We start from the raw sequence: 18,295 nt of genomic DNA, 5'->3' as shown, positions 1-18,295 counted from the left end.
CGTGAGCGAAGCCGATCGGGAACAGCGCCCCGACCCCGCCGAGGGTGCGGCCGATGGTCGGCCGACCCCCGGTGCCGATAACGGGGCGGAGCAACGGGGGTATCCGCAGTTCGAGCACCCCGGACCCGGCCGCGACGTGGCGCGGTCCGACGAGGCCGAGGGGACCGAGGACGACTGGCTCTTCGCCGAGACCGCCGGGCCCTCAGACCTGCCCGCTCTGCGGGAGGTGACCGCACCCACCGACGCGAACTTCACCGAGCAGGTGGCGCCGCCGCTCCCTGGGGATGGCGACCACGCCGACCAACCGTCCGTCCCGGAGACAGGGGAGGCCGCGCTCGCGCCGCAGCGTCCCGAGGGGGCCGACGGTGCCGCGGCCGACCGTCCCGTGCGGTCACGCGAGGAGGGGCCGGGGCCGGTCACGCCGCTGTGGTCGAGGGTGAGCGCGGAGCCGGAGCACGAGTCTCCGGTCGCACCCGACACGGCCCGCGACGCGCTGGCTGACGGGCCTGCCGCGCACCATGGACCGGACAGCGGCGCCGCGGCTTCCCGCCGGGGGCGCCCCCGGTTCTCGCCGCCCGTGCTGCCCCCCGCTACCTCCGTCCCTGCCGCGCCCCGGGTAGGCCCGTACGCGGCGCGCCCCCATCCGGGGTCGGGTGCGCGTCCACCGGGGCCGTCGGGGTACCCGTCGGCGCACGATCCGGCCAACGGCGGTGCGGTCCCGGTGCCCCCGGGCTACCCGGTCCAGGGCCCGCGACCGCCCGGCCACCGGCCGGGATACGGCGCGGGTGGGCACATGCACGCGCCCTCCGGGGCACCCGCACCGGGCCCGCACCGGCCGCTCGGCACCGCGCCCGCACCTCCCGGGGCCTCCCACGGCGGGAACGTGCGCTTCCTGCCTCCCATGGCTCCCGCTCCGGCGAACGGTGCGGCGCATCGGCCTCCGCCGCCGCCCGCCCCGGCACGGGCGCCGCAGGAGGTCGAGGACGACGACGTCACCCGCGGATCTCACCAGCCGCACTGGGCGACCGTGCCGTTCCAGGTGCTGCTGGTCTCCCTGGTCTTCATCGCGGTGCCGGGCCCGCTGCTGATCGGTTTCGGGCCCGGCTGGCTGCTGCTGAGCACGCTCGCCGTCGCTCTCGGCACCACCGTCTACGCCCTGCTGTCCTGGTGGAACTCCTCCTTCGGGCTGCGGGACGACCACCTCGTCGTGCACAGCGGGGTGGTCCGGCGGGGCTCGCGCGAGGTTCCGCTGAGCCGCCTGCAGGCGGTCGACGTCGTGCGCCCCCTGCTGATGCAGATCCTCGGCTTGGCGGAGCTGCGGATCGAACTGGCCGGAGGCGACGCCAGCTGCGTCCGGCTGCGCTACCTGAGCCGGAGGACGGCCGAGCGGCTGCGTGCGTCACTGCTGGCCCACGCAGCGGGGCTGTCCGGGACGACCCCAGAGGCGCCCGAGTGGCCGCTGTACCGCCTCCCGTTCGGGCTGCTGCTCGGCGCGCTGGCCTTCCGGCTGCCGGTGCTGGGTGCGTTCGTGCTCTTCCTCGTGCTGATGGTCGCGGGGATCTCCAGCGGCGAGCCGGGGGTGCTGGGCGCCGCGGTCCCGCTCCTGCTCGGTCTGATGCAGGGCTTCATCGGCCCACTGCTGCGCTACACGGACTTCTACGCCTCACGCTCGCCGGACGGGCTGCGGCTGCGCTACGGGATCTTCCAGGCGCGCATGCAGACGGTGCCGCCGGGGCGGGTGCAGGCGGTCCAGATCGTCGAGCCGCTGCTGTGGCGGGCGCTGGGCGTCGCCCGGGTGGACGCCAACGTCGCCGGGTACGTGGGCGAGCGGCAGATGGACTCCTCGACGCTCCTTCCGGTGGTGCCGCGTGGGGTGGCCTACGCGCTCGTCGGCGAGGTCTTCCCGGGGGCGGACGCGGCGCGGGTCGCGCTGCGCCCCGCCCGGCGCGGTGGGTCCGCGCATGACGCGCTGGGCCTCGACGACCGCCTCTTCGTCAGCCGTCGGGGGCTCCTGTGCCGGGTGACGGAGATCGTCCCCCTTGCGAGGGTGCAGAGCATCCGGCTGACGGCCGGTCCGATCAGCCGTCGGCGGGGCGTCGCCGACGTGGACGCGGACACGCCTCCCGGCCCGATCCGGGCCCGTGCGGTCGGCCGCGACCTGGCCGAGGCGCGCCGCGTGGTCGACGCTGTCGCCGAACGCGGGCACGCGGCGCGGACGACTACGGCCGGCCCGGAGCGCTGGGCCACGCGCGGTGAGGGGCGCGGTCCCGTCTCGTGATCCCCGTTATTCGGGTGTGATTCGCGGGTGTGAAGTGACCTGGGGTGGGGGAGAAGTACGTCAGCTGGCGGGGTACTCCGCCGCTGCGTGGCCTTGACGGCAGGCTGAGCGGCCTGCCTCGGCCCCTGCCGCGGTGCGGAAGTGGCCTTCCCTGGTGGTGTGTCCGCAGCCGAAAAGCCCCCGACACGTCGCGCCGAAAGTGTGATCTGTGTCACGTGAGGTGCCGTGTGTTGCTGTGTTTCCTGTCGCCATGTCGCGATTTGTGGGCTTACTCCTGGTCAATGAAAGACGACCGCCTGTTACTCATGTTCCGAATTTTGCTGCTGTGACCCGGCGAACTGTGGCTACATGGAGATCGAACACACCACGTGTTCACGGACCCACGCAAAGCAAACTTTCCGGGTGGCTGGGGTCGCCCGGTTGAATGAGGAGATCCAAGAGTGATGAAGAAGACCTTCGCCACCGCCGCCGTCGCCGCTGCCGCCGCTGGCGTTCTGCTGACCGGTGCCCCCGCTCACGCTTCGGGCAGCTCCACCTCCGGTGACGCCAGCATCGCCGGCGGCAGCCAGACCCAGATCCCGGTGGCCGTCAACACCAGCATCTGCGGCAACAACATCCTCAACATCGCCGCTCACGCCAACGCCTTCTGCAAGGGCAACGCGAAGAGCTACCAGAACTAGTCGGTGCGGTCGCGTGCGCGGCAACGCGCACGCGACCCAGCGCCAGAGGATCGGCGCCGTCCTTCCCCCCAGGGCGGCTCCGGTCCTCTTTTTTGTTGTCCTGTTGCTGTCGTGGTTCTCCGGGTTTCGGGCGGAGGCCGGTGGCTCGGCTTTGGCCTCCCTTGCTCTCCCTGTGCTCCCCGTCGCTCTGCGGGGTTCTGCCCCACCTGGGGCGCGGTCGGAACTGTTCGAACTGAAACGTCGGTTAGGTGACGCGCAGAATTGTCCGAATCTGGTGTGTCGCGCGTCACACTAACCCCACGAGTCACAGAAGTTCCGTACGCAAAATCCGGATAAGTCGACTCACATTAAGTGGATGGATCGTTCCTCCACGTCATTGTTCGAGGTCATCCGCTGCGCGAAGGCGGCGGTGTCTGGCTAAATGACATGTGGGCACGGAAAGTGCTCACGTAGTCACCCCCCGATGGCCGGTCGGTTCCCCCGGGCCGGTCTGTACAAGGAGTCATGCAGTGCTGAAGAAGTCCATCGCCACCGGTGCCGTCATCGCCGCCTCCGCGGGTGTCCTCCTCTCCGCCGCCCCGGCCCACGCCGTTACCGCCGGCACCGTCGTCGTTCCCGGGGTGGCCACCGGTGCCGGCAGCGTTGCGGCCGCCACCAGCGGCGCCAGCGCCTCCGCCGCCTCCTCGACCCCGGCCGCCGGCATCGTCACCGGCGTGCCCATCGTCGGCGTGGTCGCGGCCAACGGCTAGCAGGACGGCACATCGCCGCCTGGCATGTTCGGCCGCGTGGGTAGCGCTGCGCACGCGACCGGACACCACGAACCCCCTCAAGCCCAGGCTCGACCGTGGATGCGCACCGCGGCCGGGTATCCGGCGCCGACTCCTCATCCCCCGGAGTCGGCGCCGTTCGCGTTTTCGAACGATGTGCACAGTCTCCGGCGGGACGAAGCGGGCAGAATCCCGCCTGTGCCGGCGATCATCCGGGGATTGCGTCCGGGGCCGCGCAGCAGACGCTGGGGGCTCCCGGTCCACTCGGTGCTCCACGAGCCAATGGCCGTTTCGTCGGCGTCGGCCCAATTTCTCGTGTCGTCGCACGTCCGGCCCCAGGTAGGGCAGCGTGCTGGGGATCCACTACGGACAGTAGGCTGTGCGCACGACGTCCGGTACCCGCCCGTGGACTGGAACGAGGGGCAGCGATCCGATGGACACCACACAGCAGCGACCCGCCCGGCTCACGGTCGGGGTGATCGGCCCCGGCCGCGTCGGGTCGGTGGTCGGTGCCGCCCTGGAGCGCGCCGGGCACACGGTCGCGGCGGCGTCGGCGGTCTCCGCCGCCTCGCGCGACCGTGTCGAGCAGCGGCTGCCCAACGCGCGCATCTGTGAACCGGCCGAGGTCGTCGCCTCCTGCGACCTGGTGCTGCTGACGGTTCCCGACGACGCCCTGCGTCCCCTCGTGCGCGGTCTCGTCGAGACCGGCACCGATGTCCAGGGCCGACTCCTCGTGCACACCAGTGGCGCCCACGGCTACGGCGTCCTGGACGACGCCACCGCCAAGGGCGCCCTGCCACTGGCCCTGCACCCGGTCATGACGTTCACCGGCCGCGACGAAGACCTGCCCCGCCTGGCCACCTGCACCTTCGGCGTCACCGCCCCCGACGCCCTGCGTCCCATCGCCGAGGCGCTCGTCGTGGAAATGGGAGCCGAGCCGGTGTGGATCGCCGAGGAGCACCGCACGCTGTACCACGCGGCCCTGGCCGGCGGCGCCAACCACTTGGTCACCCTGGTGGCCGAAAGCGCCGCGCTCCTCACCACGGCCGGAGTGGAGCAGCCCGGTCGTATGCTCGGGCCCCTGCTGGGAGCCGCGCTCGACAACGCCCTGCGGCTCGGGATCGACGGGCTCAGCGGCCCCGTACTGCGCGGTGACTCGGAGACCGTCGCCGCCCACATCGCCGAACTGCGCGTCCACGCGCCCGAGAGCGTCGCGAGCTACGTGGCGCTGGCCCGCCTCACCGCCGACCGCGCCATGGACGCCGGACTGCTCAAGCCGCACGACGCCGAACGCCTGCTGGACGTCCTCCAGGCGTGAGCCGCCACCTCGCCACCCCGCCCCGAACCATTGAGGACACCTGAGATGACCAAACCGGCAACCACTCCTCCCCGCACCGCCCCGGCCGTCGCCCGTACGCCCGAGGAGCTGGACCGGCTCCGCGCGAACCTCGGCCGCGTCGCGCTGGTGCCCACGATGGGGGCGCTGCACAGCGGACACCGCAGCCTGATCGCGGCCGCGCGCGACCACGCCGACACCGTGGTGGTCAGCATCTTCGTCAACCCCCTGCAGTTCGGGCCGAACGAGGACTACGACCGCTACCCGCGCACGCTCGACGACGACCTCGCGATCTGCGCGGAGGACGGCGTCGACGTGGTCTTCGCCCCGCCGGTCGAGGTGATGTACCCGGGCGAGCAGATGGTCACGGTCAGCCCGGGAAGGATGGGCCGGGTGCTGGAGGGCGAGTTCCGTCCCGGGTTCTTCGAGGGCGTGCTCACCGTGGTCAACAAGCTGTTCAACCTGGTCCGCCCGGACGTCGCCATCTTCGGCCAGAAGGACGCCCAGCAGCTGTCCGTGGTCCGCCGCATGGTCCGCGACCTGTGCATGCCCATCACCGTCATGGGCGCGCCGACCGTCCGCGACGCCGACGGCCTGGCCACGTCCAGCCGCAACGTCTACCTCAGCCCCGAGGAGCGCACCACCGCGCTGGCGCTGTCCCGCGCTCTGCTGTCCGGGGCGGACGCGTCCGTGACCGGGCCGGTCGGTATCCTCAGCGCAGCTCGCGCCGTTCTGGACGAGGCGGCCCTGGCGACCCCTCCGGTCGCCGTGGACTACCTCGCCCTGGTCGACGCGCACACGTTCGGTGAAGTCCCCAACGACTTCCGGGGCGAGGCCGTGCTCGCCGTGGCCGCATGGGTCGGCAAGACCCGGCTGATCGACAACGTGCCGCTCACGCTCTGAGCACAGGCGTGCCCCTCTCGGGGCCCGCAGGGCGCGGCACGGCCGACGGCCCCGGTCTCCCGGGCCGCACCGTGTGCCCCGGAGCCGAACGAAGTGGACATCAAGGAGGTCACACGGGTGAGCGAGAGACAGGCGCCGCTGCCCCGTCGGCTCACGGCGCCGGCGCCCGGCTGGTCCGTCGAGGCCGACGTGGTCATCGTCGGATCCGGCATCGCCGGGCTGAGCACCGCGCTGCGCTACGTCGAGCGCGACCCGACGGGCCGGGTCGTCCTCGTCACCAAGGACGTCCTCTCCACGGGCTCCACGCGCTGGGCCCAGGGCGGGATCGCCGCCGTGATCGACCCGTCCGACGCGCCGGTCGCGCACATGGTCGACACCGTGATCGCCGGGCGCGAGCTGTGCGCTCCGGAAGCAGTGCGGACCCTGGTCACCGAGGGCCCGGACGCGCTGCACTGGCTGATCGACCGCGGCACCTCCTTCGACCGCACCACGGCCGGAGAACTCGCCCTGACCCGGGAGGGCGGCCACCGCGCCCGCCGCATCGCCCACGCCGGGGGCGACGCCACCGGCGCCGAGATCCAGCGGGCGCTGAGCGACGCCGTCAAGGCCGAACCGCGCGTCGAACTCATCGAGCACGCCTTCGTCCCCGACCTGCTGCTCGACACGGGGGCTGAGGGGACCGTGCGCGGCGTCACCGTGCACGTCATGGGCGAGGGCGAACGCGACGGCGTGGGTGCCGTGCACGCCGGGGCCGTCGTGCTGGCCACCGGCGGCATCGGGCAGGTCTTCGCCTCCACCACCAACCCCGAAGTCTCCACCGGCGATGGCGTGGCACTCGGCCTGCGCGCCGGGGCGAGCGCCCGTGACCTGGAGTTCGTCCAGTTCCACCCCACCGTGCTGTGGCTGGGGGCCGACGCGCGCGGCCAGCAGCCGCTCATCTCCGAGGCGGTGCGCGGCGAAGGCGCCTTCCTCGTCGACGCCGAGGGCCGCCGCTTCATGCGCGACCGGCACGAGCTCACCGACCTCGCCCCGCGCGACGTCGTCGCCCAGGGCATCGCCGAGGCCATGGCCGCGACCGGCACCGACCACGTCTTCCTCGACGCCCGGCACTTCGGCGCGCGGATGTGGGAGGAGCGCTTCCCGACCATCCTGGCCTCCTGCCGCAAGCACGGCATCGACCCGGTCACCGACCTGATCCCGGTGGCGCCCGCCGCCCACTACGCCTCGGGCGGGCTCACCACGGACCTGGGCGGGGCCACCGACGTCCCGGGGCTGTACGCCGTCGGCGAGGTCGCCTGCACGGGAGTGCACGGCGCCAACCGCCTGGCCTCCAACTCCCTGCTGGAGAGCGTCGTGTTCGCCCACCGCGTCGCCGACCGGCTCGCCGGGCGCGCTAAGCCCGTTCCGGTCTCGGCGTCCAGCCCCGCCGTGGAGGACGTGCCGGACGCGGACCCGCCGTCGGGCCTGGTCTCGCCGACCGTCGTCCCGCGCATCCGCGCCGCGATGTCCCGCCACGTGGGCGTCGTCCGCGACGCGGCGGGGTTGGAGCGCGCGCTGCGCGAACTCGACGCGCTGGCGGGGGATCCCGCCAACGCCGGTGCCGAACCCGGCACCCCGGCGTGGGAGGCCGCCAACCTGCTGACGGTGGCGCGTACGCTCACCGTCGCCGCTCTGCACCGTGCCCGGCGGCTGCCCGCACGCCGCAGCCCGGTGGCGCACACGGGGCCGACGAACGTCGCGGTCCGGATCGGAGGGAACGCCATGTCCGTGGACCGGTCGCGAGGGGCGGCGCGGCTTCCCGAGCACCTCGCCGCGGAGCTCGCCGAGGTGACCAAGGGCGACGTCCGCGGTCTCGGAGCGGCGGCCGTCGAGCGGCTGATCGCCACCGCCCTCGACGAGGACCTGGACCGTGAGGGGATCGGCACCGACGTCACCACCGACGCCACCATCCCCGCCGCCCAGATCCGCACCGCCGATGTCGTGGCCCGCGCCGACGGGGTGGTGGCCGGGCTCCCGCTGGCTGAGGCCGTCTTCTGGATGGTCACCGACGGGGTCATGGAGGTGGAGCGGCACGCGGCCGACGGCGACCGGGTCCGCTGCGGCGACGTCCTGATGACCGTTACCGCGCGCACCCGCCACCTCCTCACCGCCGAGCGCACCGCGCTCAACCTGCTCACCCACCTGTCCGGTGTCGCCACGGCCACCCGCGCCTGGGTGGACGCCGTGGCCGGGACCGGAGCGCGGATCCGCGACAGCCGCAAGACCCACCTCGGCCTGCGCGCCGTGGAGAAGTACGCGGTGCGCTGCGGTGGCGGCGTCAACCACCGCTTCGGGCTGTGCGACGCCGCTCTGATCAAGGACAACCACGTGCTGGCCGCGGGCGGGGTGGCTGAGGCGGTGCGCGCCGTTCGGTCCGCCCACCCCGACGTGCCGCTGGAGGTCGAGGTCGACCGGATCGACCAGATCGAGGCGGCGCTGGAGGCCGGAGCCGAGGAGATCCTGCTGGACAACTTCTCGGTGGCACAGCTGCGCGAGGCCGTCGCCCTCGTGAAGGGCCGCGCCCGGCTCGAATCCAGCGGAGGTTTGACTCTTTCTGTCGCTTCCCAGGTGGCGGAGACCGGTGTGGACTATCTTGCGGTGGGTGCCCTCACACATTCCAGTCCGGCGCTGGACATCGCGCTCGATCTGCGTGAGAGCCACTGACCCACCTCACAACCTCGGATAAGGCCCAGATGCTGCTCGCTATCGACGTCGGCAACTCGCACACCGTCCTCGGTCTCTTCGACGGGGACGACCTGATGGAGCACTGGCGCGTGGGGACGGAGGCCCGTCGCACCGCCGATGAGTGGTCGGTCGTGCTGCGAGGCCTTGTGGACGCCAGTGAGCTGCACAGCGTGGGCGACATCGACGGGATCGCGATGTGCTGCTCGGTGCCCACGGTGCAGCACGAGATGCGCGAGATGTTCCGGCGGCAGTTCGGCGACGTCCCGGCGGTCATCGTCGAGCCGGGGGTGAAGACGGGCATCCCGGTCCGGATGGACAACCCCAAGGAGGTCGGCAGCGACCGCATCATCAACGCGCTCGCCGCCGTGCAGCTCTACGGCGGCCCCTGCGTCGTCGTGGACTTCGGCACCGCCACCACGTTCGACGCGGTGAGCGTGAAGGGCGAGTACGTCGGCGGGGCCATCGCCCCGGGGATCGACATCTCGGTGGAGGCGCTCTCGCAGCGCGGCGCGCAGCTGCACATGGTGGAGATCGTCAAGCCGCGCTCCGTCATCGCCAAGAACACCACCGAGGCGCTGCGCTCGGGCATCATCTTCGGTTTCTCCGGGCAGGTCGACGGGATCGTCGACCGCATGGCCCAGGACCTGACCGACGACGTCGACGAGGTGACGGTGGTGGCCACCGGCGGCCTGGCCCCGCTGGTGGTGGAAGAGTGCGAGACCGTGGACGTCCACGAACCCTGGCTGACCCTGGTGGGGCTGCGTCTCGTGTTCGCTCGTAACGTCGGGTGATCGGTGCCCTCGATCGCCGTCGATCGCTTTCGCCGCACGCTCCGGGCACCCGGATCGGGCCGATAGGATCGGGCCTGTGAGTGATGTGCTGGACGAATCCTACGACGAGCTGCCCGAACAGATGCGGGTCCGGCGCGAGAAGCTGGACCGTCTGCGGGGCGAAGGGGTCGACCCCTTCCCCGTCGGGTTTCCCCGGACCACCAGCATTGGCGAGATTCGGGAGAAACACGAGGGCCTGGAGCCCGACACGGCGACGGGCGAGCGCGTCGGGATCACCGGCCGGGTCATGCTCTACCGCACCGGGGGCAAGCTCTGCTTCGCCACGCTGCGCGACGAGTCCGGCGACATCCAGGTGATGATGTCCCTGGACAAGCTGGGCGCGGAGTCGCTGGCCGCCTGGAAGGGCGACATCGACCTCGGCGACCACGTCGGTGTTGAGGGCGAGGTCATCACGTCGCGGCGCGGCGAGCTGTCGATCATGGTCGACGCGTGGCGGCTGACCGCCAAGTGCCTGCGCCCGCTGCCGGAGAAGCACAAGGGGCTGACCGACCCGGAGGCCCGCGTCCGCCAGCGCTACGTCGACCTCATCGTGAACCCCGAGTCGCGGGAGATGGTGCGCCGCCGCTCGGCCGCGATCCGCTCGCTGCGGTCCACCCTGGACGACTTCGGCTACATCGAGGTCGAGACCCCGATGCTGCAGCCGGTGCACGGCGGTGCCACGGCGCGTCCGTTCACCACGCACATCAACGCCTACGACCTCGACCTCTACCTGCGCATCGCGCCCGAGCTCTACCTCAAGCGGCTCGCGGTCGGCGGCATGGAGAAGGTCTTCGAGATCAACCGCAACTTCCGGAACGAGGGCGCGGACTCCACGCACAACCCCGAGTTCACGATGCTGGAGTTCTACCAGGCCTACGCCGACTACAACGTGATGGCCGACATCACGCGGACGCTGATCCAGGATGCGGCCCGGTCGGCCTTCGGCTCGCTGGTCGTGGAGCGCGACGGCGAGGAGTTCGACCTGGGCGGCGAGTGGCCGTCGGTCACCCTCTTCGGCGCGGTGTCAGAGGCGCTGGGCGAGGAGATCACGCCGCGGACGTCGATCGACACGGTGCGCAAGTACGCCGACGCCCGCGGGGTGGAGTGGAGCCCGGACTGGGGCCAGGGCAAGCTGGTCGAGCACCTCTTCGAGGAGCTGGTCGAGCACACGCTGGTGCGGCCAACCTTCGTTCGCGACTACCCGATGGAGACGAGCCCGCTGACCCGGGTGCACCGGGAGGACCCGCTGCTCACCGAGAAGTGGGACCTCATCGGGTTCGGCATGGAGCTGGGGACCGGATACTCCGAGCTGGTCGACCCGGTCGAGCAGCGCCGCCGCCTCACTGAGCAGTCGCTGCTGGCAGCGGGCGGTGACGCCGAGGCGATGCAGCTGGACGAGGACTTCCTGCGTGCGCTGGAGTACGGTATGCCGCCGTCGGGTGGCGTGGGCATGGGCATCGACCGCCTGCTCATGGCGTTCACCGGCAAGAACATCCGGGAGACCGTGCTCTTCCCGCTGGTCAAGCCGGAGTGATGGCACAGGGCCGTCCCCGCCGCTCGGGATCGACGACCCTGCAGTGAGATGACCTCCGAGCTCGCGCGGTTCGCGTTGCGGGATCGTGATATTTGGTCATTGTGTAAAGCCCCAGGCCATAGCACTGTCTTCATGGTCACTTTCGGAATACTCTTCGGTAGATCACTGTCCGTGCGGTCTGTCTGAGCCGAAGATTATTTTCGCAGGTCACTGCCGACTTCGTAGGTTCTTGTTCTCTATGGACGTCACGGAACGTCTGTTTATATTTACTCTGAGTAATATATTCGACCTTGACGCCCTGTTCCCGGCCGCTTAGCGTTTCGAAGCGAGCGGAGATTTTCCGCCTGTTTGCCGTAGTGGATCTGAGGTGACGGCGAGTGAGGATGGCTGAGCACGGCTCCGGCAGGTTCGCCCATCCCTCGCCGTGTGTGCACTCGCCCGGTCTGTCCGTCCCAGACCGCGGTCATCGGGTCCGCGGATCATGGCCCACACCGACTTCTCGTTTCTGTGCCAGGGGAACGAGTATCCCGGTGACCTGCCGTCGGTCCGCATCAGCGCCCGAGCGCATATGTCCGGAGGTTCGTACCTCACCTCACCCAAGGTTCCTGCGGCGACGAGTTGTTGTTCCGCACTCACCATGGATGAGGGAGGACGGAGTGGAACAGGCCACACTCGTACGTCGTGCCGTAAAGGATCCCGGTGTCCCGCCGTTCGGCGAGACAATGGTGCCGGCCCCCGCGCCCTCGCGCGAAGGCGGGCCGAGCGTGCCGGTCGAACTGACCGACGATGAGCTCCAGCTGCTGGCGGAGATCGCCACCGGCGTGACCACGGACGTCGCCGCGCGGCGTCTCGAACTCAGCGCGCGCACCCTGCGCCGTCGGCTCCGGGCCATATGCGACCAACTGGGCGTCAACACCCCGATCGAAGCGGTGGTGTGGGCCGCCCGTAAGCAGTTGATCTAACAGGCCACCGAACCGTGGGAAGTCCCGCCCGGGGCCAAACCCGGGTGGGACTTCCGTGATGGCGGCCCGCGTCCGGGCGACGCGGGTGGGTAGTCTGATTCGGTCATGCCGATAACGCAGGTCACCATCCGCCGCGCGCGGACACGAGACGTCGTCCACATCCGCCGGCTCATGGACATGTTCAGCGGGGAACGCCGTGTCCTCTCCAAGAGCACGGTCAACCTGTATGAGGACATCCAGGAATTCTGGGTGGCCGAGGCCGACGACGGCGACCGGCGGACCGTCGTCGGCTGCGGTGCGCTGCACGTGCTGTGGGAGGACCTCGCGGAGGTGCGCACCGTCGCGGTCGATCCGGCCCTCCAGGGGCACGGGGTCGGCCACCGCATCGTCAGCGAGCTCCTGGAGCACGCCCGCGAGGTCGGGGTGCGCCGGGTCTTCTGCCTCACCTTCGAGACCGATTTCTTCGGCCAGCACGGCTTCATGCCCATCCAGGGCACACCGGTCTCCCCGCGCGTCTACGAGGAGCTGCTGCGCTCGTACGACGAAGGCGTAGCCGAATTCCTCGACCTTGAGCGGGTCAAACCCAACACGCTCGGCAACACCCGGATGCTCGTGTATCTGGAGGAGTGAGCCGCGATACCCCGTAGTGGCGGGAGCCGGGGCATAGATCAAAACACGGGCGACTTCGGGTACGTCCGTTCCGTTTATCGGCGGTGGGTTTCTCCACAGTGAGCATGAATCCCGGTGGTTTCTGACAACTGGTGGGGAGGGTGCGCAGGTTCCTTGCGTCGATTTCGTCCCGGTCCGGAACGAGCGGGCGCGGCGCGGGGCAGATTGGCGCGCAGATCCCCATACCGGGCGGGCGTGAGTGAAATCACCGGCGCCGGGCAGGTCAATGCCAGTACGGGGGCCCCATGGGACTGGACGTTCATGACCGGAATCCCACAGCGAGCCCGTGAGTACTTGGTGTGAATATGCAGATCAGGTCTCAACCCTGGGGTCGGACCTCCCAAAGTCCTCTTGTAGCGTGCCGTTGGGACTTACGCTCTTCTTAGATGGTGTCCCGTTAGGTACCGCCAGAGTCACGATCCCACAACTTGCCGAGGTCGTTTGCGCGTTCACGTCGACCGGGGTGAGAGTGGGGTATAGAGGCAGGTAATCTATGGATTGTGATCGAGAGGTCGCGGGAGGCTTCCTTCCGGACGCTCCGGGCTGGCTCAGTGACGCCGGTTTCATATCCCCCACCCTCTTGGGGGTGATTCCGCTCGCATGTGGCTACGAAGCGTTGTCAGTTCGCCGGTGATTCGGTCGCGAACCCCCACGCATATGGGAGACCGCGAAGTCGCCGGGACGCCGTGCCTCTTATTGCGTCCCCTACCGGTGCCCGGGCCGACAACCCGGCTTCCTCGCACGTAGGGGTCTTGGAAAGGGGCGGAAGGTGTCTATGATGTCGGAGTCCCCCTTCGCGCCGGGTTGGGGACGCCGTCGGAGCGTCCGTGTGACCCGAACACGCCCCTCCGTGGGGTAATTGCTGCATAAGGTAACGACAAGGAAGGGGAGTGCGCTCGATGGGTGATATTTTGTCGGCGCTGATCCCCCCTGCTGTTGTCGCGGCGGTCTTCTGTACGTTCGTCGTTAAGCTGCTCCGTAAGGAGATGGCCCCGAGAACGTCGGATGGGCGGCTCGTCAGTGAAGTCGACGACGCAACGGGTTCCACGCAAGGCGACGCCACAACCGCGACTCCGGCGGGGAGTACCACCGTTGCGGTAGAAGACGGGGCAAAGGGTGCGGACGGGTCTTCTTCGGAAGTTCCCGCCGACCGTCCCGACGCCGCTGACCGCTAACCGACAACGTATGGGAATGGGGGCAGCGCCCCCGCGTTAACCGCTGTCGCCCGCTCAGGGGTGCGGCAGCGGTATCGGGCGTCGTACCGAGCTTTTCGCTGTGGAGGCTCTCTGGCACGGACCGCGCGATTTGTGCCGCGCCGAGAATTGTCTTCTGGCTGCTATCCAGATAGCTTTATATTAAGGTGCCGTCGCACCGCACTCTTGAAAGGTTTGTATCTATGGCACAAAAGGTTCAGGTGCTTCTCGTCGACGATCTCGACGGCGGCGAGGCAGAGGAGACCGTTGCGTTCGGGGTCGACGGTACTAACTACGAAATCGACCTCAGCGCCGACAACGCGTCAAAGCTGCGTGAAGCGATCGCCCCGTACGTCGATGCCGCACGCAAGGCTCCGGCGAAGGCCGGCCGCGGGCGCAAGCAGCAGCGCAGCGCCCCCAGCCGCGAGCGCAGCGCGGAGATCCGCGCGTGGGCGAAGGCCGCCGGCAAGCAGGTGAACGAGCGGGGCCGCATTCCGGCCGCGATCGTCGCCGAGTACGAGGCCGCCCAGCGCTGATCACACGCGATGCGGGCGTGGCGTGCATCGCGTCGTGGTGCACGGCCGCGGGGAGACCACCGCGGCAGTGCGGGACTCCACTGCGCTTCTTCTGGACCCGTACGGGGAATAACGCCGGATCACCCGGCCCCGACGGTGTCCAGTCCCGCGAGGCGATGTTCGCTCAGAGCAAACCATCGCATGTATCCACAGCACGGCCCGTGTGCCCTCGCCATCCGGGGGCGCACGGGCCGTTCGCTTGCGGCGTACTTGGAACACTGAAGGCCCGATTGGTAGTTGGATGAGGGTGAACGCCCTATCGTCGGGGAAAGTCTCTGGCACGGATGGTCTGGGACGGCCACCGTGCGGGATGTGTTTGTCGGGTCGGTCCGGGTGGACCGGACGGCTTGGTGGACGGGTGCGGTAGCGCCCCACAGGGGCTCACTCCCCGGTGGGGCCGGAATGCGGAAAAGTGAGGGCCGGAGCTTCCGTCCCTGCCGGACCGCTCTGTGAGGAGCGACGAGACATGTTCGAGAGGTTTACCGACCGCGCACGGCGCGTGGTGGTCCTGGCGCAAGAAGAGGCCAGGATGCTCAACCACAACTACATCGGTACGGAGCACATCCTGCTCGGCCTCATCCACGAGGGTGAGGGCGTCGCCGCGAAGGCCCTGGAGAGCCTGGGAATCAGCCTGGAGGCGGTCCGCCAGCAGGTCGAGGAGATCATCGGCCAGGGTCAACAGGCTCCCTCCGGTCACATCCCCTTTACTCCGCGCGCGAAGAAGGTCCTGGAGCTCTCCCTCAGGGAGGCCTTGCAGCTCGGGCACAACTACATCGGCACCGAGCACATCCTGCTCGGCCTCATCCGTGAGGGCGAGGGTGTGGCTGCCCAGGTGCTGGTCAAGCTGGGTGCCGACCTCAACCGCGTGCGCCAGCAGGTGATCCAGCTGCTGCATGGCTACCAGGGCAAGGAGCCGCAGGCCACGGGTGCCTCCTCGGAGTCCACGCCGTCGACCTCCCTGGTGCTGGACCAGTTCGGCCGGAACCTGACGCAGGCCGCGCGCGAGAGCAAGCTCGACCCGGTCATCGGCCGGGACAAGGAAATCGAGCGCGTCATGCAGGTGCTGTCGCGCCGGACCAAGAACAACCCGGTCCTCATCGGTGAGCCCGGCGTCGGTAAGACCGCCGTGGTCGAGGGCTTGGCCCAGAAGATCGTCAAGGGGGAGATCCCCGAGACGCTCAAGGACAAGCAGCTCTACACCCTGGACCTGGGCGCGCTGGTCGCCGGCAGCCGCTACCGCGGTGACTTCGAAGAGCGTCTGAAGAAGGTGCTCAAGGAGATCCGCACGCGCGGCGACATCATCCTGTTCATCGACGAGCTGCACACGCTGGTCGGCGCGGGCGCGGCGGAAGGTGCCATAGACGCCGCCTCCATCCTCAAGCCGATGCTGGCCCGAGGTGAGCTGCAGACCATCGGCGCCACCACGCTCGATGAGTACCGCAAGCACCTGGAGAAGGACGCCGCGCTGGAGCGCCGCTTCCAGCCGATCCAGGTCGACGAGCCGACGATCTCGCACACCATCGAGATCCTCAAGGGCCTGCGCGACCGCTACGAGGCGCACCACCGGGTGTCCATCACCGACAGCGCCCTCGTGGCCGCCGCCCAGCTCGCGGATCGCTACATCAGCGACCGCTTCCTGCCGGACAAGGCCATCGACCTCATCGACGAGGCCGGCTCGCGCATGCGCATCCGCCGCATGACCGCGCCGCCGGACCTGCGCGAGTACGACGACAAGATCGCCGACGTCCGTCGCGACAAGGAGTCCGCGATCGACGCGCAGGACTTCGAGAAGGCGGCGTCGCTGCGTGACGACGAGAAGCAGCTGCTGAACAAGAAGGCGCAGCGGGAGAAGGAGTGGAAGGCCGGCGACATGGACGTCGTCGCCGAGGTGAACGAGGAGCTCGTCGCCGAGGTCCTGGCCACCGCCACCGGCATCCCGGTCTTCAAGCTCACCGAGGAGGAGAGCTCCCGGCTGCTGCGCATGGAGGACGAGCTGCACAAGCGGGTCATCGGCCAGGAGGACGCCATCAAGGCGCTCTCCCAGGCGATCCGCCGTACCCGGGCCGGGCTCAAGGACCCGAAGCGCCCCGGTGGTTCGTTCATCTTCGCCGGTCCGTCGGGTGTCGGTAAGACCGAGCTGTCCAAGACGCTCGCCGAGTTCCTGTTCGGCGACGAGGAGACACTGATCCAGCTCGACATGAGCGAGTTCATGGAGAAGCACACCGTCTCGCGGCTGTTCGGCTCGCCTCCCGGCTACGTCGGCTACGAGGAGGGCGGCCAGCTCACCGAGAAGGTGCGCCGCAAGCCGTTCTCCGTGGTCCTCTTCGACGAGATCGAGAAGGCCCACAACGACATCTTCAACTCGCTGCTGCAGGTGCTTGAGGAAGGCCGCCTGACGGACGCTCAGGGCCGCACGATCGACTTCAAGAACACCGTCATCATCATGACGACGAACCTCGGTACGCGGGACATCTCCAAGGGCGCGGCCATGGGCTTCGCCAAGGAGGACGACGCCAAGACCAACTACGACCGGATGAAGGCGAAGGTCAGCGAGGAGCTCAAGAGCAACTTCCGGCCCGAGTTCCTGAACCGTGTGGACGACGTCATCGTTTTCCACCAGCTCACCGAGAATGAGATCATCAGCATCGTCGATCTGATGGTCAGCCAGCTCGACGAGCGCCTCAAGGACCGTGACATGGGCCTGGAGCTCCGGCCGAAGGCCAAGAAGATCCTCGCCGAGCGCGGCTACGACCCCGTCCTGGGCGCCCGGCCCCTGCGCCGGACCATCCAGCGCGAGGTCGAGGACCAGCTCTCGGAGAAGATCCTCTACGGCGAGGTCGAGCCCGGCCAGATCATCGTCATCGACGCCGAGGGCGAGGGCACGGACGCCAAGTTCACCTTCCACGGTGTGCCGAAGCCCGAATCCGTCCCCGACACCCCGGCGGTCGAGGAGACCGCGGCGGGCAAGAGCGAGTAACCGAAAGGTCGCAGCTCAACCGCATCCCGTCCCAACAGGAGCGGGCCCCACTCTTTCAAGGGTGGGGCCCGCTCTTTGTATGTGGGGAGGTGCTGGGTTCTTTCGGCGAATTCGGCGAACCCCTGCGCGGAGGCGTGGGCGGGGAGTATGGTCAGAAGTATGGCAACGAAGAAAGTGACCATAACGATCCCTGAGGATCTCCTTGAGGAGATCCGCGGTGAGGTGGACGAGCGAGGTATCTCGGCCTACGTCACCGAAGCCGTCCGTCAGAAGCGGGACCATGACCTGCTTGTCGAACTTGTCGATTGGTTGGAAGAGGAACACGGCCCGGTTACCGAGGACGAATACGCCGCTGGACTGGCGGAACTGGATGAGCTTCACGCCGAACACGAGGCTCGGCGCGCCGCTGCTCACCACAGTGGAGACGCTGCGTGAAGCAGCGAAGTAGTAAAACCAAACCGCTGCAGATCTACGTACTCGACAGTGAAGCGCTCTCCCAGGCAGTGCGCGGCGACCGCAGGATGCTCACACGGTTCAAGCTCGCGGCGCAAAGGGAGGTCGAGTTGGTGACCTCTCCAATGACGCTCATCGAGGCGTGCGACGGCAAGACCACCGAAGGGCGGTGGAATTGGGTGCTCTCCCGTGTCCGGGTAGTCGCGATCGGCAAGGAAGAAGCCCGAGCGGCCCACCGCCTACTCGCGGACGCCCAGCTCCACGGCCACGAACACGCCATAGACGCGGTCTTGGCCGTCATTGCGCGCCAGCTGAAGGGTGAAGTAACGATCCTCACTTCAGACGTGGGAGATCTGGAGAAACTGGTCCCTGACACCACCCTCGTCCGGAACGTATGAGCGGCTGCCAGGTGGT

The 18,295-nt window shown here is 69.1% G+C and carries 15 protein-coding genes; all 15 read left to right on the top strand.

Going from position 1 to position 18,295, the window contains the following annotated elements; translation table 11 throughout:
• The first annotated feature begins 1 nt into the window (after position 1).
• The 15 genes from CDO52_RS29335 (at position 2) to CDO52_RS25690 (ending at position 18,279) form a co-directional block, all read left to right on the top strand.
• Positions 2–2,278, top strand: coding sequence for a PH domain-containing protein (locus tag CDO52_RS29335; RefSeq protein ID WP_332459757.1), 2,277 nt, complete (start codon positions 2–4; stop codon positions 2,276–2,278).
• 443 nt (positions 2,279–2,721) lie between these two features.
• Positions 2,722–2,958, top strand: coding sequence for a hypothetical protein (locus tag CDO52_RS25755; protein ID WP_017618544.1), 237 nt, complete (start codon positions 2,722–2,724; stop codon positions 2,956–2,958).
• A gap of 509 nt (positions 2,959–3,467) precedes the next feature.
• Positions 3,468–3,707 carry a hypothetical protein gene (locus CDO52_RS25750; protein WP_017618545.1) on the top strand — a complete coding sequence of 80 codons (240 nt, stop codon included), beginning with the start codon at positions 3,468–3,470 and terminating at the stop codon, positions 3,705–3,707.
• A 451-nt stretch (positions 3,708–4,158) separates the two neighbouring features.
• Entirely contained in the window at positions 4,159–5,043 is an 885-nt protein-coding gene (locus CDO52_RS25745; RefSeq protein WP_017618546.1) for a Rossmann-like and DUF2520 domain-containing protein, read from the top strand.
• A gap of 45 nt (positions 5,044–5,088) precedes the next feature.
• Positions 5,089–5,964, top strand: coding sequence for a pantoate--beta-alanine ligase (panC, locus tag CDO52_RS25740; protein WP_017618547.1), 876 nt, complete (start codon positions 5,089–5,091; stop codon positions 5,962–5,964).
• A 117-nt stretch (positions 5,965–6,081) separates the two neighbouring features.
• A complete protein-coding gene (locus tag CDO52_RS25735) occupies positions 6,082–8,667 on the top strand; it encodes an L-aspartate oxidase (protein WP_026125779.1) in 2,586 nt (861 codons plus the stop codon).
• 29 nt (positions 8,668–8,696) lie between these two features.
• Positions 8,697–9,479: a type III pantothenate kinase gene (locus CDO52_RS25730; RefSeq protein ID WP_017618549.1), complete on the top strand. Its 783-nt coding sequence runs from the start codon at positions 8,697–8,699 to the stop codon at positions 9,477–9,479.
• Between the two features lie 76 nt (positions 9,480–9,555).
• Entirely contained in the window at positions 9,556–11,052 is a 1,497-nt protein-coding gene (lysX, locus tag CDO52_RS25725; protein WP_017618550.1) for a bifunctional lysylphosphatidylglycerol synthetase/lysine--tRNA ligase LysX, read from the top strand.
• A gap of 656 nt (positions 11,053–11,708) precedes the next feature.
• Entirely contained in the window at positions 11,709–12,014 is a 306-nt protein-coding gene (locus CDO52_RS25720; RefSeq protein ID WP_026125780.1) for a LuxR C-terminal-related transcriptional regulator, read from the top strand.
• A gap of 105 nt (positions 12,015–12,119) precedes the next feature.
• Complete coding sequence (locus CDO52_RS25715; RefSeq protein WP_017618552.1) at positions 12,120–12,644, top strand: amino-acid N-acetyltransferase; 525 nt, start codon at positions 12,120–12,122, stop codon at positions 12,642–12,644.
• Positions 12,645–13,582: 938 nt separating this feature from the next.
• Positions 13,583–13,858: a hypothetical protein gene (locus CDO52_RS28970; protein WP_083919851.1), complete on the top strand. Its 276-nt coding sequence runs from the start codon at positions 13,583–13,585 to the stop codon at positions 13,856–13,858.
• Positions 13,859–14,079: 221 nt separating this feature from the next.
• The gene (locus CDO52_RS25705) at positions 14,080–14,412 is read left to right on the top strand and encodes a histone-like nucleoid-structuring protein Lsr2 (protein WP_017618553.1); all 333 of its coding nucleotides are present in this window, start codon (positions 14,080–14,082) and stop codon (positions 14,410–14,412) included.
• Between the two features lie 505 nt (positions 14,413–14,917).
• On the top strand, positions 14,918–17,428 hold the full coding sequence (locus CDO52_RS25700) for an ATP-dependent Clp protease ATP-binding subunit (protein WP_094932762.1): 2,511 nt from the start codon (positions 14,918–14,920) through the stop codon (positions 17,426–17,428).
• A gap of 159 nt (positions 17,429–17,587) precedes the next feature.
• Positions 17,588–17,863 carry a ribbon-helix-helix domain-containing protein gene (locus CDO52_RS25695; RefSeq protein WP_026125781.1) on the top strand — a complete coding sequence of 92 codons (276 nt, stop codon included), beginning with the start codon at positions 17,588–17,590 and terminating at the stop codon, positions 17,861–17,863.
• Positions 17,860–18,279 (top strand): hypothetical protein, encoded by a 420-nt coding sequence (locus tag CDO52_RS25690; RefSeq protein ID WP_017618556.1) that lies wholly within the window; start codon positions 17,860–17,862, stop codon positions 18,277–18,279. The genes CDO52_RS25695 and CDO52_RS25690 overlap by 4 nt, the downstream gene beginning before the upstream one ends.
• Positions 18,280–18,295 lie beyond the last annotated feature (16 nt).

It is taken from the genome of Nocardiopsis gilva YIM 90087, assembly GCF_002263495.1.
GTDB classification, from domain to species: Bacteria; Actinomycetota; Actinomycetes; order Streptosporangiales; family Streptosporangiaceae; genus Nocardiopsis_C; species Nocardiopsis_C gilva.
This window is presented reverse-complemented; position numbering and strand designations above follow the sequence as displayed.